Genomic DNA, 17,424 nt, shown 5'->3' with positions numbered 1-17,424 from the left:
TTCGGGGGCTATTTTTTTGGGTGCCGTTTACCCAACTCAAACAGCCAATAGATAAAAGATAAAATAGAGAGAGAAAACACATGAAAGCCTATCAGCGCGACTTTATTGAATTTGCTCTAGAAAAGCAGGTACTTAAATTTGGTGAGTTTACGTTAAAGTCTGGACGCACAAGTCCGTACTTCTTTAATGCTGGTCTGTTTAATACTGGAAGCGATTTGGCGCGCTTAGGCCGTTTTTATGCTGCGGCGCTGGCGGATTCGAACATCGATTTTGATGTGCTGTTTGGTCCTGCATACAAGGGTATCCCTATTGCTACTACTACTGCGGTAGCGCTCGCGGATCATCACGACATTGATACACCCTATTGCTTCAACCGAAAAGAAGCTAAAAACCATGGTGAAGGTGGCAACTTAGTGGGCAGTGACCTCGTTGGCCGTATTATGTTGGTGGATGACGTGATCACTGCAGGAACAGCGATTCGTGAATCGATGGAGCTTATCCAAGCGAAGGGTGCGGAGTTAGCCGGTGTGCTAGTCGCGATCGACCGTCAAGAAAAAGGCAAGGGGGAGCTTTCAGCCATTCAAGAAGTTGAGCGTGATTTTGGCTGCGCGGTTATTTCTATTGTAAGCCTGACAGACTTGATTGCTTACCTAGAAGAAAAAGGCGACGCTACTGAGCACTTGGAAGCCGTACGAGCGTATCGCGAACAGTTTGGTATCGCTTAAACTAAGATAAGGTTAAAAGTTAGCGAGCATGCAAAGCGTCGCTAACTTTGCCTTTATATAGATGCGGCATGGTCAGTGATTCTGCATCGCCGCATTTCTATAGTTTTCCCTAATACCCTTTCTGAAAATCAATCACGTTGACTAGTGGTTCATCATTGATCCATTTAAGGTAATTCTTCTCAAACGTTTCCAGCACTTGCTTTGGAAAACTATACGCAGCTACATGTGGCGTCACAGTGACGTCAGGGTGATTCCAATAAGGACACTCTTGCGAAATAGGCTCATTTATAAACACATCTAAGTAAGCATGCGCTACTTTTCCTTCACTCAGTGCGCTGAGCAGAGCCGATGTATCGATAACCTCTCCACGCCCTACATTAAATAGCAGTACCTGTTCGCACGCTTCGAAAAAATCGGCGTTGAGCAGTTGATGAGTGGCATTGGTGCTAGGAAGCGTCGACACAACAACGTCTGCATTAGCAAGTATTCGCGCTAATTCATCGACGTGATAGACACAATCAAACTCACTGTTTTTGGGAGGGATGCCTTTGGTGTTGACTCCCATGGTGGTAAACCCGAATACACTGGCGGCTTTAGCCAGGTGATTGCCAATACTGCCGGTGCCTAATATCACCATTTTTTTGTCTAGCAGCGTCTGATACTCCAAAGGTTTCCAGATTTTTTGAGCTTGCTGTTCTTGGTACTCATTAAAGTGACGAAAACGAGCAATACAGTAGCCCAACACGTATTCGGCGATTTGTGGACCAAAGATATCTTTAATGTTCGTGAGCTGGTAATGCTTGGGCAGCGTATCGTCCATTAATTGGTTTACGCCAGCAGCCACCGACTGAACCCACTGAACATTCGGGTAAAGATGCAACTCTTTAGAAAGCGTTGAAGGTGAGGCCAGTAATATCGTGGCTTCTGAAATGCTTTGGGTTATCTCCAGTCCGGGCAGGCGCATTTCGCTAAGGAGCTGTGTGAACTCAGCCTCATGCTTTGTGACGATTTTAACTTTATGTGTTGCCTCTGCCATGCAGATAACTCCTTTATCCAGTTTATGAAAGCGATTAAATACAGTACACTCTCGGGGACTTTTGATAAACCATTAAGCGACTATGTTACAAAACCCTTTGCAGATTCGATTAGAAAAATTCGCACCTTGGCAACAAGTGACGTTCATGACCTGTTTGTGCGAGCGCATGTACCCAAATTACGCAATGTTTTGTGAGCAAACTGAGTTTGCTGACCCACAGGCTTTTAGAGCTATCCTCGACCGGATTTGGGAATCGCTTACGGTAAAAAATGCCAAAGTAAACTTTGAGAATGAGTTAGAAAAGCTTGAAGAGCTTTTCCCAAATACTTCTGAGTATGAATTCTATGGCGTCTATCCTGCGGTGGATGCATGTGTTGGTTTATCGACCCTTTTGCACGCACTATTAGACCGTGACACTTTGTTCGAAGCGATGATTGAGTTGAGTCAGCATTCAATATCGACGGTTGCTCAATTGGAAGTGGCGCAAGGCAGTGAAGAGATCACCAACGACAATCAAAAAGATAATCAAGCGGTGTGTGAAGAGTGGGACGTTCAGTGGGCGATTTACCGTCCTATCAAAGAGTCTGAAGAGCGAGATGTTCAACTGATTAAGGATTTGCGTACAGAGTTGCGTGATGACGGTGTCAGTAATATTGGCGTAAGCCTTTAATAACGAGACAACAAAAAGGGAGGCTCTAGCGCCTCCCTTTTTACGTTTATGATATGAACAAAATAATTAGTCTGTATCGTTGTTCTCTCGGACGTTCTTATTTTTCTTCCACTGTTCCCAGCGTTCGTAAGCAAGCTCCTGCATGTCCGTATTGCGATCCGCTTCATCAATGATTTGCTCACCGAGCAAGTTTTCAAAGATATCTTCCAGCGTCACCAAACCTTGTACAGTGCCATATTCATCGACGACAAGTGCGAGCTGCAGGCGCTTGGCGATCATAGTACCGAACGCTTTAGGCAAGTTTACGTTATTCAAAAATACGTGCACAGGGCGCATTACCGCGCCGAGTTGACGGTTGCCTTGCCCGGCTTGCTGCATTTTGAATAACTCTAAACGGTGTACAAAACCTAAGATATTGTCTTTTTGGTCGCTGTATACCAATGGCCTAGAGAACGGACTGTCAGTGTGCTGCTCCAAAAATTCATTAATGGTCAGTTCTGCATTCACTCGAAACAAAACCGGACGTGGTGTCATAACTTTAGTGACAGGGACATCGGGCAATGAAAGTAAGTTGTTTAATATTCGGCTTTCACCCTCAGCAAACTCATCAGATTCTTTGGCCATTAACGCCATGGCAGAAATTTCATCTCGAAGTTTAGGCTCAACGCTGCCGCTGGATAGACGTTTTGTTATTTGCTCAGAGAACCAAACAAATGGACGCAGTGCCCATACCATCCATTCGAGCAATGTCGCGGTCATTGGAGCGAGACGTCGCCAATAGGTGGCACCAATTGTTTTTGGAATAATTTCCGAAAACAGCAAAATAGCTAAAGTTAATACTGCAGAAAATACTCCCAGCCATTTACTGCCAAATACAACAGCAGCTTGAGCACCTGCACTTGCAGCACCGATGGTATGTGCAATGGTATTGAGTGTCAGTATGGATGCTAAAGGTCGGTCGACGTCTTTCTTTAGGCCTTCAAGTTTTGCAGCACTTGGGTGGTTTTGTTGTTTAAGTTGAGCGATATAACTTGGTGAAATACTAAGCAATACAGCTTCTAAAACAGAACAGATAAATGATATGCCAATAGCAACAGTGACATAAATAATTAACAGTAACATAGCGCCTTTTTTAAGATACTCGCAGTGCGATGGAAGCCCTAGTATGGCAGGCAGTGCGGGCTTTTCCTAGTTTTCAGTGTCACGATGGTGTGATTAAAGCGTTAATTTAGTCGCCCAAATTGTGAAGCGGGACTCATTCTGGCGTTAAAACTGGTTTTTTTGCGCGCAAGAACGCTCTCAACCCTTTGCCAGACGGGGGGTTTATGCATTAGAGTGACTTTCGAGTTCACTAACAACTTTAAAAAATCAAGAAGGGAATACAGATGAACAAAACCCAACTCATCGATGCTATTGCAGAAAAAGCAGATCTATCTAAGGCTCAAGCAAAAGCTGCACTAGAAGCGACTTTGGACGGTGTAACTGACGCACTTAAAGATGGCGACCAAGTTCAACTTATCGGTTTCGGTACTTTCAAAGTAAACCATCGTGCAGCACGCACTGGTCGTAACCCAAAAACTGGTGCAGAGATTCAAATTGCCGCAGCTAACGTTCCAGCGTTTACTGCAGGTAAAGCGCTGAAAGACGCTGTAAATTAATGTAAGATACGCCGAGTGGATTTCTACTCGGCGTATTTTTATGAAAAGACTTCTGTTTGGTGTCGTAGCTCTATTTAGCTTAGCCGCCTGTACATCAACTTCCAACTCTCTTCAAAATCAATCTCAGATCACTGAATATTCAGGTGGTCAGATCCAAGGTGATGCCACCAGTTTGTACTGGTACACCGAGCGCTTAAGTACCCCCGTTTCTGCCTCTGACTATGTCACTTCCGGCGATTATGGTTGGTATCAATCAGAATACATTTGGAATGGCCAAAAACTCCACAGCGTGCTGCGTGAAGGTGAAAAGCTCGACGCTAACAACCGATTAGCTACTTACTCTGTAGAAGTTCGCTTTAGCGATGCTGGAGAAGCGGTGTATCAAAAATATCAGGTTGGCCGAAAAGTGATCCCGTTGACGCAACCGCAGATTGAGCAATATAAATCCGAAGCACAGTCCTTGGTTGAATTCACGACCAAGCAAGCTGGAAATCAGTACGAACTTATTCAAGGTTATTGGGATGGTAGCAAGTTTGTGACCTGCAACGGCAACACCTTTGAGCGTTTGTCATTCAATCAGACTTTGCCTTCTTTCGTGATCAGTCGACTCTCTGAGTTTGACAGCTACATGGCGTTTGTCGGAAAGCTCAAACTAAAAACGGTCGAAGTTGACGATCTGTTGTTAATCCAAAACGAGAGCTACGATTGTATCGCTCGCCCCCAGTTGGCTGATTAGCCAATCCATAAGCATTAAAAAAGGGCCTTCAAAGGCCCTTTTGTCTATTTAGCTTGTTAGCTTGGACTTACTCGCCTTGCTCTCTGGCAATGGCGCGGTAGCCAATGTCGTTGCGGTGGAACATGCCATCCCAACTGATCTTCTTCGTTAACTCATAGGCGCGAGCTTGAGCTTCCGATACGGTGTTACCCAATGCAGTGGCACACAATACGCGCCCACCGTTAGTAGTTACGTTACCGTCTTTGTCAGCGGTTCCTGCGTGGAAGACTTTTTCACCTTCGACTTCTGCTGTTGGCAAGCCAGAAATGACATCACCTTTATTGTAAGAAGCAGGGTAGCCACCAGCAGCTAATACGATACCGATAGACGCGCGAGGATCCCATTTTGATTCTGCGGTATCCAGCTTTTTATCGATAGCCGCAAGGCACAGTTCAACTAAGTCAGATTGCATACGCATCATAATAGGTTGTGTTTCTGGGTCGCCAAAGCGGCAGTTGTATTCGATAACTTTTGGCGTACCGTCGCTATCAATCATTAAGCCGGCGTACAAGAAACCTGTATATGGATTCCCTTCAGCGGCCATGCCACGTACAGTTGGGTAGATCACCTCATCCATAATGCGGTTATGAATCTCTTGGGTCACAACCGGCGCTGGTGAGTATGCGCCCATACCGCCTGTGTTTGGACCGGTGTCTTTGTCGCCAACGCGTTTGTGGTCTTGGCTGGTTGCCATTGGTAGTACATTTTCGCCATCAACCATCACGATAAAGCTGGCTTCTTCACCATCGAGAAACTCTTCGATTACTACGCGACTGCCTGCTTCACCAAACGCGTTGCCTGCAAGCATGTCTTTGATTGCATCTTCAGCTTCTTGTAGCGTCATTGCTACAATCACGCCTTTACCTGCGGCAAGACCATCGGCTTTCACCACAATAGGAGCACCACATTCGCGTACATAAGCGAGCGCAGGTTCGATCTCAGTGAAGTTTGCATAGGCGCCAGTTGGAATTGCATGACGTGCCAAAAAGTCTTTGGTGAACGCCTTGGAGCCTTCTAGCTGCGCTGCCGCTTCTGTTGGCCCGAAGATCGGTAGCCCAGCGCTGCGAAACGCATCGACAACACCAATCACCAACGGTGCTTCAGGACCTACGATGGTAAGTTCAATGGCTTTATCTTTTGCAAATGCAACCAACGCATCAATATCTTCAACGCCGATATCAACGTTTTCTAGTTTAGGTTCAAGTGCTGTACCTGCGTTACCTGGTGCGATGTACACGGTATCGACATTGGTGTTTTGTGCTGCTTTCCAGCCAAGTGCGTGTTCACGACCACCTGCACCGATGATTAATACGTTCATGTTTAATCCTCAAGTTTTAAATTCTCAAAAGCCCCTCATAAATGAGAGGCTTGATACTCAATTTGTTCATTTAACGTCTAGATCGATTTATGCCGCATCGATTAGTGACGGAAGTGGCGCATACCCGTGAAGATCATTGCCATGCCATGTTCATCTGCAGCTGCGATAACTTCGTCATCACGCATTGAACCGCCCGGTTGGATCACACACTTGATTCCCGCTTCTGCCGCAGCGTCAATACCATCACGGAATGGGAAGAATGCGTCGGATGCCATTACACAACCTTCAACTTGCAAACCTTCGTCAGCGGCTTTAATACCAGCAATTTTTGCAGAGTAAACGCGGCTCATTTGTCCAGCGCCTACACCAATGGTCATATCGCCCTTCGAGTAGACGATAGCGTTAGACTTCACGTACTTCGCCACTTTCCAGCAAAACAGTGCATCTTTTAATTCTTCCTCGGTAGGCTGGCGTTTTGAGACCACTTTAAGGTCTGACGCATCGACCATGCCTTGGTCACGATCTTGTACCAGTAAGCCGCCATTGACGCGCTTAACATCGAAGCCCGTTGTTTTGCTGCTCCACTGGCCACACTCAAGAAGACGTAGGTTCTTCTTAGCTGCAACAATTTCAACCGCTTCGGCTGAAACAGACGGTGCGATAATCACTTCCACAAATTGACGCTCTGTGATGGCAGTAGCCGTTGCTGCATCAAGCTCACGGTTGAACGCGATGATGCCGCCAAACGCTGATGTTGGATCCGTTTGATATGCACGGTTGTACGCTTCTAGGATGTCTTCACCCAGAGCAACACCACAAGGGTTAGCGTGTTTGACAATCACACAAGCTGGCTCATCGAACTCTTTAACACATTCCAATGCAGCGTCTGTGTCAGCAATGTTGTTGTACGAAAGCGCTTTACCTTGAATTTGAGTCGCTGTAGACACTGACGCTTCTTCTGGATTTGCTTCCACATAGAATGCCGCTGCTTGGTGGCTGTTCTCACCGTAGCGCATATCTTGTTTCTTCTCGAACTGCTGGTTAAAGGTGCGAGGGAACTTAGACTCTGCATCACCTTCTTTGTTGTCACCGTAAGATGGGACCATAGTGCCAAAGTAGTTAGCAATCATTCCGTCGTACGCTGCAGTGTGTTCAAATGCCGCAATAGCTAGGTCAAAACGAGTATCGAGAGTCAGAGACTTGTCGTTTTCGTCCATTTCGGTGATTACGCGGTCGTAATCCTGTGCGTTAACCACAATCGTCACATCTTTGTGGTTTTTAGCGGCAGAGCGCACCATGGTAGGTCCACCGATATCGATGTTTTCTACTGCGTCAGCCAGCGTGCAGCCTTCTTTAGCCACAGTCTCTGCGAATGGGTATAGGTTTACCACTACCATATCGATTGGGTTAATGCCGTGAGTTTCCATCACGTCATCGTCTTGGCCACGACGACCTAGCACACCACCGTGCACTTTTGGGTGCAGTGTTTTTACACGGCCATCCATCATTTCTGGGAACCCTGTGTAGTCAGACACTTCTGTGACTGTAAGTCCTTTTTCTGCCAATAGGCGAGCAGTGCCACCAGTGGATAGGATGTCTACACCACGCTCAGCCAAAGCTTGAGCGAATTCTACAATACCAGTTTTGTCTGACACGCTAATAAGTGCGCGACGGATAGGACGAGCGATAGTCATGCTGCCATGTTCCTCAAAGTCATCGAGTTAGAGATAAAGATAGTTGCCAAAAATCAAATTGAATCAAGTCATTAGCTAAACTTGAATATGCTTTAATCTTTGGCAAATAGCCTTACTGTTTAAAAATCGCACCCGTTTATGGCGCGTATTCTAACCAAAAGAAAATTAAAAAGCTCGCGCAATCGATTGCTAATTTGGATTTTATATTTAAAGCAATGATTTAACGGCCAAACAATCATTTTTCATCTAACTCTTGACCTTGGATGTAACTCTAAGGTTTATACTTTAGGCAGAATCAACGAGGGATATGATGATGTTGAAAATAGGTGAGCTTGCCAAGCGTCATGCTATCAAAGCAGATACATTACGGTTTTACGAAAAGAATGGGCTGTTGCGCGCAAGTCAGCGCTCAGAAAGCGGTTATCGCAGTTACACAGAATCTGACAGTGAGAAACTGGCGTTTATCATTCGAGCCAAACGCGTAGGTTTTTCGCTGCAAGAAATAGCGGATCTGCTTGAGATTCAGGTAGACAGACAAAACCATCACTGCTCTGAGACTAAGGCGATAGTGGACAGTAAAAAAAAGGACGTGGAAGAGCGCATTCAGGAACTGACGCGCTTTAAGCACTCACTGGAGCTGCTCGGTGATTCGTGTTGTGGCGGAGAAGAGCCTGCGACGCACTGTTCCATACTCGAAGCATTAAACGGCGTAGATAAAGGAGTGACACTATGAGCTTTTTAAATCACTTTTTCGATCTCTTTTTAGAAGCAGCGCCATGGATGCTATTGGGTTTGGTGATCGCTGGACTGTTAAAAGAGTGGATCCCAACGGATCTATTGACGCGTCACTTGGGTGGGAAGGGTGCCGGGACCACAATAAAAGCCGCATTTATTGGCGCGCCACTGCCGCTGTGTTCGTGCGGCGTGATTCCCGCGGCTATGGGATTGAGACGAAGTGGTGCTTCTAAGAGTGCAACGACGTCGTTTCTGGTTGCAACACCAGAGACCGGCATCGATTCAGTTTCAGTCTCGTACGCATTAATGGGGCCCTTTATGGCCATCATCAGGCCAATAGCGGCAATATCGAGTGCCATTGTGGCCGGTCTACTGGTTGGCAAAGACGAGCAGCGCCAGCAAATAAAACAACAGCAGGCCTCTACATGTTCAAGTTCAGCCAAAAGCAGTTGTTGCAGCAGCAAAAACACAAAAGATGTTTCAGTTCCTCAGCAAGCAAAAGCAACCAGTTCATGCTGCAGCAGCCAATCAACACCAGCCAAACTTACCGCACTGCAAAAGCTCTCAAGAGGGTTAAAATTTGCGGCGACTGATCTAGTCAAAGATATTGCAACTTGGTTGCTGATAGGGCTCTTTTTTGCTGCCCTAATTCAAACCTATGTTGAAACCGATTATTTAGCCCAATGGGGCGGCTCAATTTGGAGCATGCTGCTTATGGTGCTGATCAGTATTCCTATGTATATCTGTGCGACGGCATCCACCCCCATAGCCGCTGGTTTATTAATGTCGGGCATTAGCCCAGGCGCTGTACTGGTGTTCATGTTAGCTGGCCCCGCAACCAATATTGCGACCATTGGAGTAGTGCGTAAGGAGTTAGGCAAGAGAGCGTTATGGGCTTACCTAATAGGGGTGATCGGCACAGCGTTAGTCTTTGGATTTTTAACAGACTATTTAGTCGCTCAGTTTGGATTCAGCGTGGTATCGATATCACAGCTGCATGAAGAGTTATTGCCTGCATGGCTGACGATAGGTTCTGCCGTGTTATTGGGTGGATTAATGATTCGAGTCTATATTCAAAAAATGAGTGCTAACTTACGCCCCGCAGCGCATTCTTAACCTAGCAGAAGTTTTGTATATCTCACGCTAGAGGTGTAGTATGCGCGCTCGGAAAATTCATCATCTGCACCTGTGGATGATGAACACCAAGTTAGCAAATTAAGGGTTCGGGTCTATGACACAACAAACGATGATGCCTTCACAATCGGCAAACAACATTATTCTGAATTCAGATAAGTATCTTCACCACCGTTTTAGTGTCGCACCCATGCTCGATTGGACGGATAGACATTGTCGCTACTTCCATCGACTGCTGAGCTCGCAAACTTTGCTGTACACCGAGATGGTCACTACCGGAGCGATCATCCATGGTAAAGGTGACTTTCTTAAGTTCAGTGAACCAGAGCATCCCATAACGCTTCAATTAGGTGGCTCGAATCCACAAGATTTGGCGACCTGTGCCAAGCTAGCGCAAGAGCGTGGCTATGACGAAATAAATCTCAATGTTGGTTGTCCGTCTGATCGCGTTCAAAATGGAAAGTTTGGCGCAATCTTAATGGGTGAGCCCGAGTTGGTTGCAGATTGTGTCTCGGCAATGAAAGCCGAAGTGGATATTCCTGTTACCGTGAAAACTCGTATTGGCATCGATGACCACGACAGCTATGAGTTTCTCACTCACTTTATTCAGCTTGTTAGCGAAAGAAGTGGCTGCGATCAGTTTACTATTCACGCGCGCAAAGCCTGGTTAAGTGGATTGAGCCCAAAAGAAAATCGCGAAATCCCGCCGCTGGACTACCCAAGGGCTTATCAACTTAAGCAAGACTTCCCTGAGCTTACTATTGCTCTTAATGGTGGCATTAAGTCACTGGATGAATCGCTAGAGCATTTACAACATTTGGATGGAGTGATGGTTGGCCGTGAAGCGTATCAGAATCCGTATATTTTGGCCGATGTTGACCAGCGTATCTTTGGACTAGAGGCGCCAATTAAAAAGCGTAAGCAAGTCGTTGAAGAGATGTACCCATACATAGAGCAGCAGCTGGCAAATGGTTCCTATTTAGGGCATATCACACGACATATGTTAGGTTTATTTCAAAATATGCCAGGAGCGAGACAATGGCGACGCTACATTAGTGAAAACGCGCACAAGAAAGGGTCGGGTTTAGAAGTGGTGCAAGCTGCACTGGCCAAAATCCCCGCGGAACTGGATGTGTGATTTTCACCACTAGGTGGTAAATTTTGCTCGACTATTTATGAGCCCAGAATGCTAACCTTTAGCTTTCTGGGCTCTTTTATTTTTAATTCAATGACTTATGTGTTTTTAAGATCTTGGCAGGCTTCGTGCAATACCTCTATTCAGAAACTAGAACAACAAACTCAATATGGAGGAAAGCATGTTTGAATTTCTTTTTCTTATGGTATTTGTTGGCGCGTTGATGTTCACCGGTTTAACTGCCATGACGGTGTTTGCGGCCTTTGGAATAAGCCTAGCGATATTTTTCTTATTCGGGATGGTGGGGCTAGTCTTTAAACTATTGCCTTGGTTAATTGTTATTGGTGTGGGTTACTGGTTTTTTAAAAACTATGTGTATTGTCCACGATAACAGTGAGATGTCTCACCTTCGCAGATGATGTGATAGGGAAATGTGTTACTATTTAAAGAACGCATGCAACCTATCACTCATTACACGGAGTTTTCGATGAAGTACTGGTCTACCGGTAGCGCACTGTTAGTCACCCTAACATTATGCAGCTTCAATAGTTTTGCCGAACAACAGAAATCATGGAGCGTAGAACTTGCCGCTGATGCTATATGGGCAAGCACGAAAATTAACGACGTTAGAGATGAAGATGATACCTTGCCTTCTTTTTATGCCGATATTGAACACGATATTGCCTACGTACCAAACTTTCGCTTGCGCTACACGGGTATAGATACTGCAAAACTAAAACACGATAAGACGGACTTTACGTTTTATTGGCGTCCACTTCGCACCGAAAACTTGTTGTTCGATGCGGGTTTCACTCTGTCAAACTACGCAAACAGTTATTTTGAGTACAGCGACTCTAGCAAGGGTGACTTTGACGATACTGTGTTCAGTTGGTTTGCGGCCATGGGAGTGCGCGTTCCAAGTACCAATTTGCACTTCATCTCAGAGTTTGATTTTGCCGACACCAGCAGTATGAAAAGCACCGACCTAACAGTAGGGGCGCATTATGATATTCCTCTCGACAGAGTAAGCCTTGGATTACGTGGTGGATATCGAGTGCTGGATTATGTGTTAAAAGACTTTGGCGAAAAGCCCTATGGCTTTGCACATGGTTGGTATGCAGGTGCGTCAATTAAGTTCTAACTATGCCTCAAGCATTGGAATTCTATGAGCCGTCCCATCTGGGGCGGTTTTTTTTATGTGCAAATTCGAGATTTTCTACCATGCTTAATTTATAGCAGGGAAGAGCATCATTATGACTATAAACGAATTGCGAAATTTATATCGCCACAGTCAGTTGGTGGAAGCCATTATTGAGCCTTCAAGCACCGAGGGGCAATGGCTTGTCGAGTTTCGTCATGTACATGGAGGCTTTGTTCATCTCACCGATAATCACGGAGAGGAGTGCAGTTACGTCGATTTGGACAGTGCGTCAAAACTCGCAATGGCTGTGGGTTTTCAACATGTTAGGGTTGAAAATGAGTAACAAAGATCGGTTTTAGAAACGAATAGTTATAAAACATTCACTTCTATTCTTTATTGTTATTAGCTGGGTTGGTTAATCTATCGTCACGCAATGTATAAGGATGTCGTGACATGTCTTCTAACGGAACAACCAATCAACTTGAAGCGCCAGCGCTAGCAAGTCCACTCAGTGATAACCAACTGGGCAATTTACAACAAACGGTTTCCGAGCTGTCACCTCAACAGCTGGCGTGGGTCAGCGGATACTTTTGGGGATTGAGCCAAGCTCAAGTTACTCCATTAGCACGAGGTGTCGCCGAACCAACTCCAGTTGCTGCTGCCGTTGCAGCTGCCGCGCCTGCACCTGCAGGTAAGCTGACCATTATTTTTGCATCTCAAACTGGAAACGCCAAGGGTGTTGCTGAAGCGCTAGAGCATCAAGCAAAGGCGCAAGGTATAAAAGTTGAGCTGTTTGATGCTAGCGACTACAAGGGCAAGAACCTTGCTAAAGAGACACACGTCATTATCGTTGCATCAACTAACGGTGAAGGTGAAGCACCTGACAACGCCATTGAGTTGCACGAGTTCTTGCAATCGAAAAAAGCCCCTAAGCTACCCAATCTAAAATTTGGTGTTGTTGCACTAGGGGATTCAAGTTACGAGTTCTTCTGCCAAACAGGTAAAGACTTTGACGAGTACTTAACTAAATTGGGTGCAACGTCATTTATCGATCGAATTGATTGTGATGTTGACTACGAAGATGCTGTCAAAGATTGGTCTAACCAAGCCTTGGTTAAGGTGAATGATGAGCTATCCAGTGACGTGCAAGCTGACATCGTACAGTTACCTGTAGGACAAGCTGCCACGACATCAATTTACTCGAAGCAAAATCCTTATACGGCTTCTTTGCTAACTAATCAGAAAATTACCGGTCGTGATTCTGGTAAAGATGTCCGTCATATCGAAATTGATTTAGAAGGCTCAGGCCTGACCTATCAACCTGGTGATGCATTGGGCGTTTGGTTTGAAAACAGCAGTGATCTAGCCAAGTCGATACTCTCAAAAGTCTCTCTTTCTGGAGCAGAAAGTGTGGAAGTGGACGGTGAAAGCTTATCGGTTCATAGTGCGCTTGTGAGTAAATTTGAAATTACCTCTTCAAACCCACAATTGGTCACCAAGTTCGCAGAGCTCTCTGGCAGTAAAAAACTTCAAAAGCTTGTGGCAGACAAAGACAAACTTCGAGATTATTCCTCAAATACTCAGATTGTTGATGTGTTGAGTGAGAAGAAAACCAAGCTATCAGCCACTGAGCTAATTGGCCTGTTACGTAAATTAACGCCTCGTCTGTATTCCATCGCATCAAGTCAGTTAGAAGTGGAAGATGAAGTACACCTAACTGTAGGCGTCGTCGAATATCAACAAGGTGACGAGTCACGTGTTGGTGGAGCGTCTGGATTTTTAGCGCAGCGACTCGAAGAAGGCGATTCAGTTAAAGTGTTCATTGAGCACAACAATAACTTTAAGCTACCAGCAGATGATTCAGCACCTGTGATTATGGTCGGCCCAGGAACCGGTATTGCTCCTTTCCGCAGTTTTGTTCAAGAGCGCGAGAACCGCGATGCGGAAGGTAAAAACTGGCTGTTCTTTGGTGACCGTACCTTTACTCAAGATTTTTTGTATCAGGTGGAATGGCAAAAATTCCTCAAATCTGGTGTCGTGTCGAAGTTGGATTTAGCCTTTAGCCGAGATCAGGCAGAAAAAATCTATGTGCAAGATCGCCTGCGTGAGAACGCTCAGCAAGTGTGGGAGTGGTTGCAGCAAGGTGCCTATGTATACGTTTGTGGAGACGCAACAAGAATGGCTAAAGATGTTCACCAAGCACTAATCGATATTGCCGCGTCTGAAGGTGGACTCAACGACGAACAAGCCGAACAGTTTATTAATGATCTTCGCAAACAAAAACGTTATCAAAGGGATGTGTACTAATGAGCCAGCAACAAGAAGTATTAGGTGAAGTATTGGGGCCATTGTCCGATAACGAGCGCCTTAAAGGTCAAAGTAATTTCTTACGTGGAACGATCGAAAATGATCTTCAAGATCGTATCACCGGTGGGTTTACTGCCGATAATTTCCAGCTGATCCGTTTTCACGGTATGTATCAGCAAGATGACCGTGATATTAGAAATGAACGAACCAAGCAAAAATTGGAGCCTCTTCACAATGTGATGCTACGTGCTCGTATGCCTGGTGGAGTCATAACGCCTAAACAGTGGTTGGCGATTGATAAGTTTGCCACGGAAAGCAGCCTGTACGGCAGTATCCGTCTGACCACACGCCAGACTTTTCAGTTTCATGGTGTTTTAAAGCCGAACATTAAGTTGATGCACCAAACCCTGAACAGTATCGGTATTGATTCGATTGCAACGGCAGGTGATGTAAACCGAAACGTGTTGTGTACGACTAACCCTGTAGAGTCAGAGCTTCATAAGGAAGCTTATGAGTGGGCAACAAAAATCAGTGAACACTTGCTGCCGAAGACACAAGCCTACGCAGAGATCTGGTTAGACGGTGAGAAAGTTGAAACGACCGAGTTTGAAGAACCTATTCTAGGGAACAACTATTTACCGCGTAAGTTTAAGACGACGGTTGTTATTCCTCCGCAAAATGATGTGGATGTGCATGCAAACGATCTAAACTTTGTCGCAATTGCTAAAGACGGGAAGTTGATTGGCTTTAACGTGTTAGTGGGTGGTGGTCTTGCCATGACCCATGGTGACACTTCTACATACCCAAGACGCGCGGACGACTTTGGTTTTATTCCACTAGAAAAAACGCTCGATATTGCTGCAGCAGTAGTCACAACCCAGCGAGATTGGGGTAATCGTTCAAATCGTAAAAACGCAAAAACTAAGTACACCTTAGATCGTGTCGGTATTGATGTCTTTAAAGCAGAAGTCGAGAAACGCGCAGGAATTGAGTTTGCTGAAAGTAAGCCTTACGAATTTAACGAGCGAGGCGATCGCATTGGTTGGGTGGAAGGTATTGATGGTAAGCATCATCTCGCTCTCTTTATAGAGAACGGCCGGATACTCGACTTCCCAGACAAGCCACTTAAAACGGGTGTTGCTGAAATCGCTAAAATCCACAAAGGGGATTTTCGCATGACAGCCAACCAAAACTTGATTGTTGCGGGCGTATCTAAGTCTAACAAAGCCAAAATCGAAAAAATTGCGATTGAACACGGCTTAATGGACCCCGCAGTCTCAGAGCAACGCAAAAATTCGATGGCATGTGTGGCGTTTCCAACTTGTCCGCTTGCGATGGCAGAAGCAGAACGCTTCTTACCAAGTTTTGTTACCGATGTAGAAGGGCTTTTAGAGAAACATCAGTTACCAAAAGATGACAGCATCATCTTGCGCATAACAGGTTGTCCAAATGGATGTGGCCGTGCGATGTTGGCTGAAGTTGGCCTAGTAGGTAAAGCACCTGGGCGTTACAACTTGCACCTAGGTGGTAATAAAGCGGGTACTCGTGTTCCTAAGATGTATAAAGAGAACATTACGGACAAGCAAATTTTAGAAGAACTTGATCATATGATTGGCCTTTGGGCTGCTGGCCGACAAGATAACGAAGCTTTTGGTGATTTCGTTATTCGTACGGGCATCATTGAAGAAGTCTTCATCTCTAAGAGGGATTTCTATGCTTAACTCTGTAGCTTCAAAACCGAAGTTAGCAGAGCTGCTCTCGATGACCAAGACAATGCAAAGCATCAGTCTTGCTCAATTGAATGTTGAACTGGAGCAGCTATCTGCTAGTGAACGGATCCGATGGGCGTTTGAAAACCTAGAGGGTGTCAGTGCGGTATCCTCCAGTTTCGGGGTGCAGGGAGCGGTGATGCTTCATTTGCTCACACAAGCGAAACCCGATATCCCAGTTATTTTGACTGATACTGGATACCTATTTCCAGAGACCTATTTGTTTATAGACCAGCTGCAAGAGCGTTTGGGGTTAAACCTGAAAGTGTATCGCTCACAATACAGCACGGCTTGGCAAGAAGCGCGATATGGAAAGTTGTGGGAAGAGGGGACTGAAGGTCTTGCCCTCTATAATAAACTCAATAAAGTCGAACCGATGCGTCGGGCTTTAGATGAGTTAAATGTAGCAACTTGGTTTTCGGGTTTGAGGCGTCAACAGTCTAGCTCTCGAAAAGAGCTTCCTATATTGTCCATTCAAAACGGTGTCTTTAAGTTTCTGCCAATCATAGATTGGACCAATGACGATGTAGATAACTACCTAGAGCAACATGATCTTCCTTATCACCCGCTTAAGGAAGAAGGGTATTTGTCTATTGGTGATACTCATACGACTCAGAAGTGGCAACCAGGCATGAAAGAAGAAGAAACACGATTCTTTGGACTAAAGCGTGAATGTGGGCTTCATGAGGATGACAATGAGCAATATGGATCCGGTATTTGATCCTCAAAATCATCAATTGTGGATAACTCAGTGGAAAACTTGGTATTAAGCTGAGTGAAAATATGAATAAAAATGGCTTTCATGCAATATCTGCATTGAAAGCCATTTTTTTGCATTTTTCTTCAAAAAACACTTGCCAATGTGATTCGGATCTCTATAATGCCGCCTCACTAACACGGTAGAGCGCACAACGCTTCAGCCGCATCAGTAGGCCAAGTGGCTGAGTCATTTGAGTTTAAATTCGGTTTCGAAAATAAATTCAAAAAAGTGTTTGACACTGAGACTCAAATCGCTAGAATGGCCGTCCACTTCGAGGGAGACCTCAGTGGCGTTCGAAAGGACAACGCTCTTTAACAATATAAACCTATCAATCTGTGTGGGCACTCGTTGATGATAATCAAAATAGATTCCTCGGAATCAACTTGATTTCAATGAACTGAGTGACCAATACGAATGGCTCTTTCTTTAATAGATAGTAGTCGTTTGGCACAGTCAATTCATTATCGTTCTGTTGGAACGATAATAGCTTTAAAATTACTTCTTACTTTCGAGTAAGGACAGTTTTGAAGTCAGTATTCATTGAGTCACAAAAAACTTTAAATTGAA

Annotated in this window: 17 protein-coding genes; 13 read left to right on the top strand and 4 right to left on the bottom strand. The window is 45.2% G+C overall.

Going from position 1 to position 17,424, the window contains the following annotated elements:
* Nucleotides 1-80 precede the first annotated feature (80 nt).
* A complete protein-coding gene (pyrE, locus tag JQC93_RS17565) occupies nt 81-725 on the top strand; it encodes an orotate phosphoribosyltransferase (RefSeq protein ID WP_205159675.1) in 645 nt (214 codons plus the stop codon).
* A gap of 109 nt (nt 726-834) precedes the next feature.
* Here pyrE and JQC93_RS17560 read toward each other — a convergent pair whose 3' ends face one another.
* Nucleotides 835-1,761, bottom strand: a complete 927-nt coding sequence (locus JQC93_RS17560; protein WP_205159674.1) for a D-2-hydroxyacid dehydrogenase — start codon at nt 1,759-1,761, stop codon at nt 835-837.
* A gap of 82 nt (nt 1,762-1,843) precedes the next feature.
* Between JQC93_RS17560 and JQC93_RS17555 the strand changes: the two genes are divergently transcribed.
* Entirely contained in the window at nt 1,844-2,431 is a 588-nt protein-coding gene (locus JQC93_RS17555) for a YjaG family protein (protein ID WP_205159673.1), read from the top strand.
* Between the two features lie 66 nt (nt 2,432-2,497).
* Here JQC93_RS17555 and JQC93_RS17550 read toward each other — a convergent pair whose 3' ends face one another.
* Entirely contained in the window at nt 2,498-3,553 is a 1,056-nt protein-coding gene (locus JQC93_RS17550) for a CNNM domain-containing protein (RefSeq protein WP_205159672.1), read from the bottom strand.
* A 263-nt stretch (nt 3,554-3,816) separates the two neighbouring features.
* On the opposite strand from JQC93_RS17550, the gene hupA reads away from it, so the two are divergent.
* Both hupA and JQC93_RS17540 read left to right on the top strand, forming a co-directional pair.
* On the top strand, nt 3,817-4,089 hold the full coding sequence (gene hupA, locus JQC93_RS17545) for a nucleoid-associated protein HU-alpha (RefSeq protein ID WP_084885339.1): 273 nt from the start codon (nt 3,817-3,819) through the stop codon (nt 4,087-4,089).
* 40 nt (nt 4,090-4,129) lie between these two features.
* Nucleotides 4,130-4,825: a DUF1481 domain-containing protein gene (locus JQC93_RS17540; protein WP_205159671.1), complete on the top strand. Its 696-nt coding sequence runs from the start codon at nt 4,130-4,132 to the stop codon at nt 4,823-4,825.
* Nucleotides 4,826-4,892: 67 nt separating this feature from the next.
* Here JQC93_RS17540 and purD read toward each other — a convergent pair whose 3' ends face one another.
* Nucleotides 4,893-6,182, bottom strand: coding sequence for a phosphoribosylamine--glycine ligase (gene purD, locus JQC93_RS17535; RefSeq protein WP_205159670.1), 1,290 nt, complete (start codon nt 6,180-6,182; stop codon nt 4,893-4,895).
* 101 nt (nt 6,183-6,283) lie between these two features.
* Entirely contained in the window at nt 6,284-7,876 is a 1,593-nt protein-coding gene (gene purH / locus JQC93_RS17530) for a bifunctional phosphoribosylaminoimidazolecarboxamide formyltransferase/IMP cyclohydrolase (protein ID WP_205159669.1), read from the bottom strand.
* A 307-nt stretch (nt 7,877-8,183) separates the two neighbouring features.
* On the opposite strand from purH, the gene zntR reads away from it, so the two are divergent.
* The 9 genes from zntR to JQC93_RS17485 all read left to right on the top strand — a co-directional run bounded on the left by zntR (nt 8,184) and on the right by JQC93_RS17485 (nt 16,818).
* Nucleotides 8,184-8,609, top strand: coding sequence for a Zn(2+)-responsive transcriptional regulator (gene zntR, locus JQC93_RS17525; RefSeq protein WP_328837046.1), 426 nt, complete (start codon nt 8,184-8,186; stop codon nt 8,607-8,609).
* Nucleotides 8,606-9,727: an SO_0444 family Cu/Zn efflux transporter gene (locus JQC93_RS17520; RefSeq protein ID WP_205159668.1), complete on the top strand. Its 1,122-nt coding sequence runs from the start codon at nt 8,606-8,608 to the stop codon at nt 9,725-9,727. Before zntR ends, JQC93_RS17520 begins: the two co-directional genes overlap by 4 nt.
* Before the next feature lie 133 nt (nt 9,728-9,860).
* The gene (gene dusA / locus JQC93_RS17515; protein ID WP_205159766.1) at nt 9,861-10,883 is read left to right on the top strand and encodes a tRNA dihydrouridine(20/20a) synthase DusA; all 1,023 of its coding nucleotides are present in this window, start codon (nt 9,861-9,863) and stop codon (nt 10,881-10,883) included.
* 178 nt (nt 10,884-11,061) lie between these two features.
* Entirely contained in the window at nt 11,062-11,271 is a 210-nt protein-coding gene (gene pspG / locus JQC93_RS17510) for an envelope stress response protein PspG (RefSeq protein WP_084885325.1), read from the top strand.
* Nucleotides 11,272-11,367: 96 nt separating this feature from the next.
* The gene (locus tag JQC93_RS17505; RefSeq protein ID WP_205159667.1) at nt 11,368-12,021 is read left to right on the top strand and encodes a TIGR04219 family outer membrane beta-barrel protein; all 654 of its coding nucleotides are present in this window, start codon (nt 11,368-11,370) and stop codon (nt 12,019-12,021) included.
* Nucleotides 12,022-12,133: 112 nt separating this feature from the next.
* Nucleotides 12,134-12,364 (top strand): hypothetical protein, encoded by a 231-nt coding sequence (locus JQC93_RS17500; RefSeq protein ID WP_084885320.1) that lies wholly within the window; start codon nt 12,134-12,136, stop codon nt 12,362-12,364.
* Nucleotides 12,365-12,474: 110 nt separating this feature from the next.
* Nucleotides 12,475-14,328 (top strand): assimilatory sulfite reductase (NADPH) flavoprotein subunit, encoded by a 1,854-nt coding sequence (locus JQC93_RS17495; protein ID WP_205159666.1) that lies wholly within the window; start codon nt 12,475-12,477, stop codon nt 14,326-14,328.
* Nucleotides 14,328-16,049, top strand: a complete 1,722-nt coding sequence (gene cysI / locus JQC93_RS17490; RefSeq protein ID WP_205159665.1) for an assimilatory sulfite reductase (NADPH) hemoprotein subunit — start codon at nt 14,328-14,330, stop codon at nt 16,047-16,049. Before JQC93_RS17495 ends, cysI begins: the two co-directional genes overlap by 1 nt.
* Nucleotides 16,042-16,818, top strand: coding sequence for a phosphoadenylyl-sulfate reductase (locus JQC93_RS17485; RefSeq protein ID WP_084885314.1), 777 nt, complete (start codon nt 16,042-16,044; stop codon nt 16,816-16,818). The genes cysI and JQC93_RS17485 overlap by 8 nt, the downstream gene beginning before the upstream one ends.
* Nucleotides 16,819-17,424 lie beyond the last annotated feature (606 nt).

This window comes from Vibrio ulleungensis (assembly GCF_016900875.1).
GTDB lineage: Bacteria > Pseudomonadota > Gammaproteobacteria > Enterobacterales > Vibrionaceae > Vibrio > Vibrio ulleungensis.
This window is presented reverse-complemented; position numbering and strand designations above follow the sequence as displayed.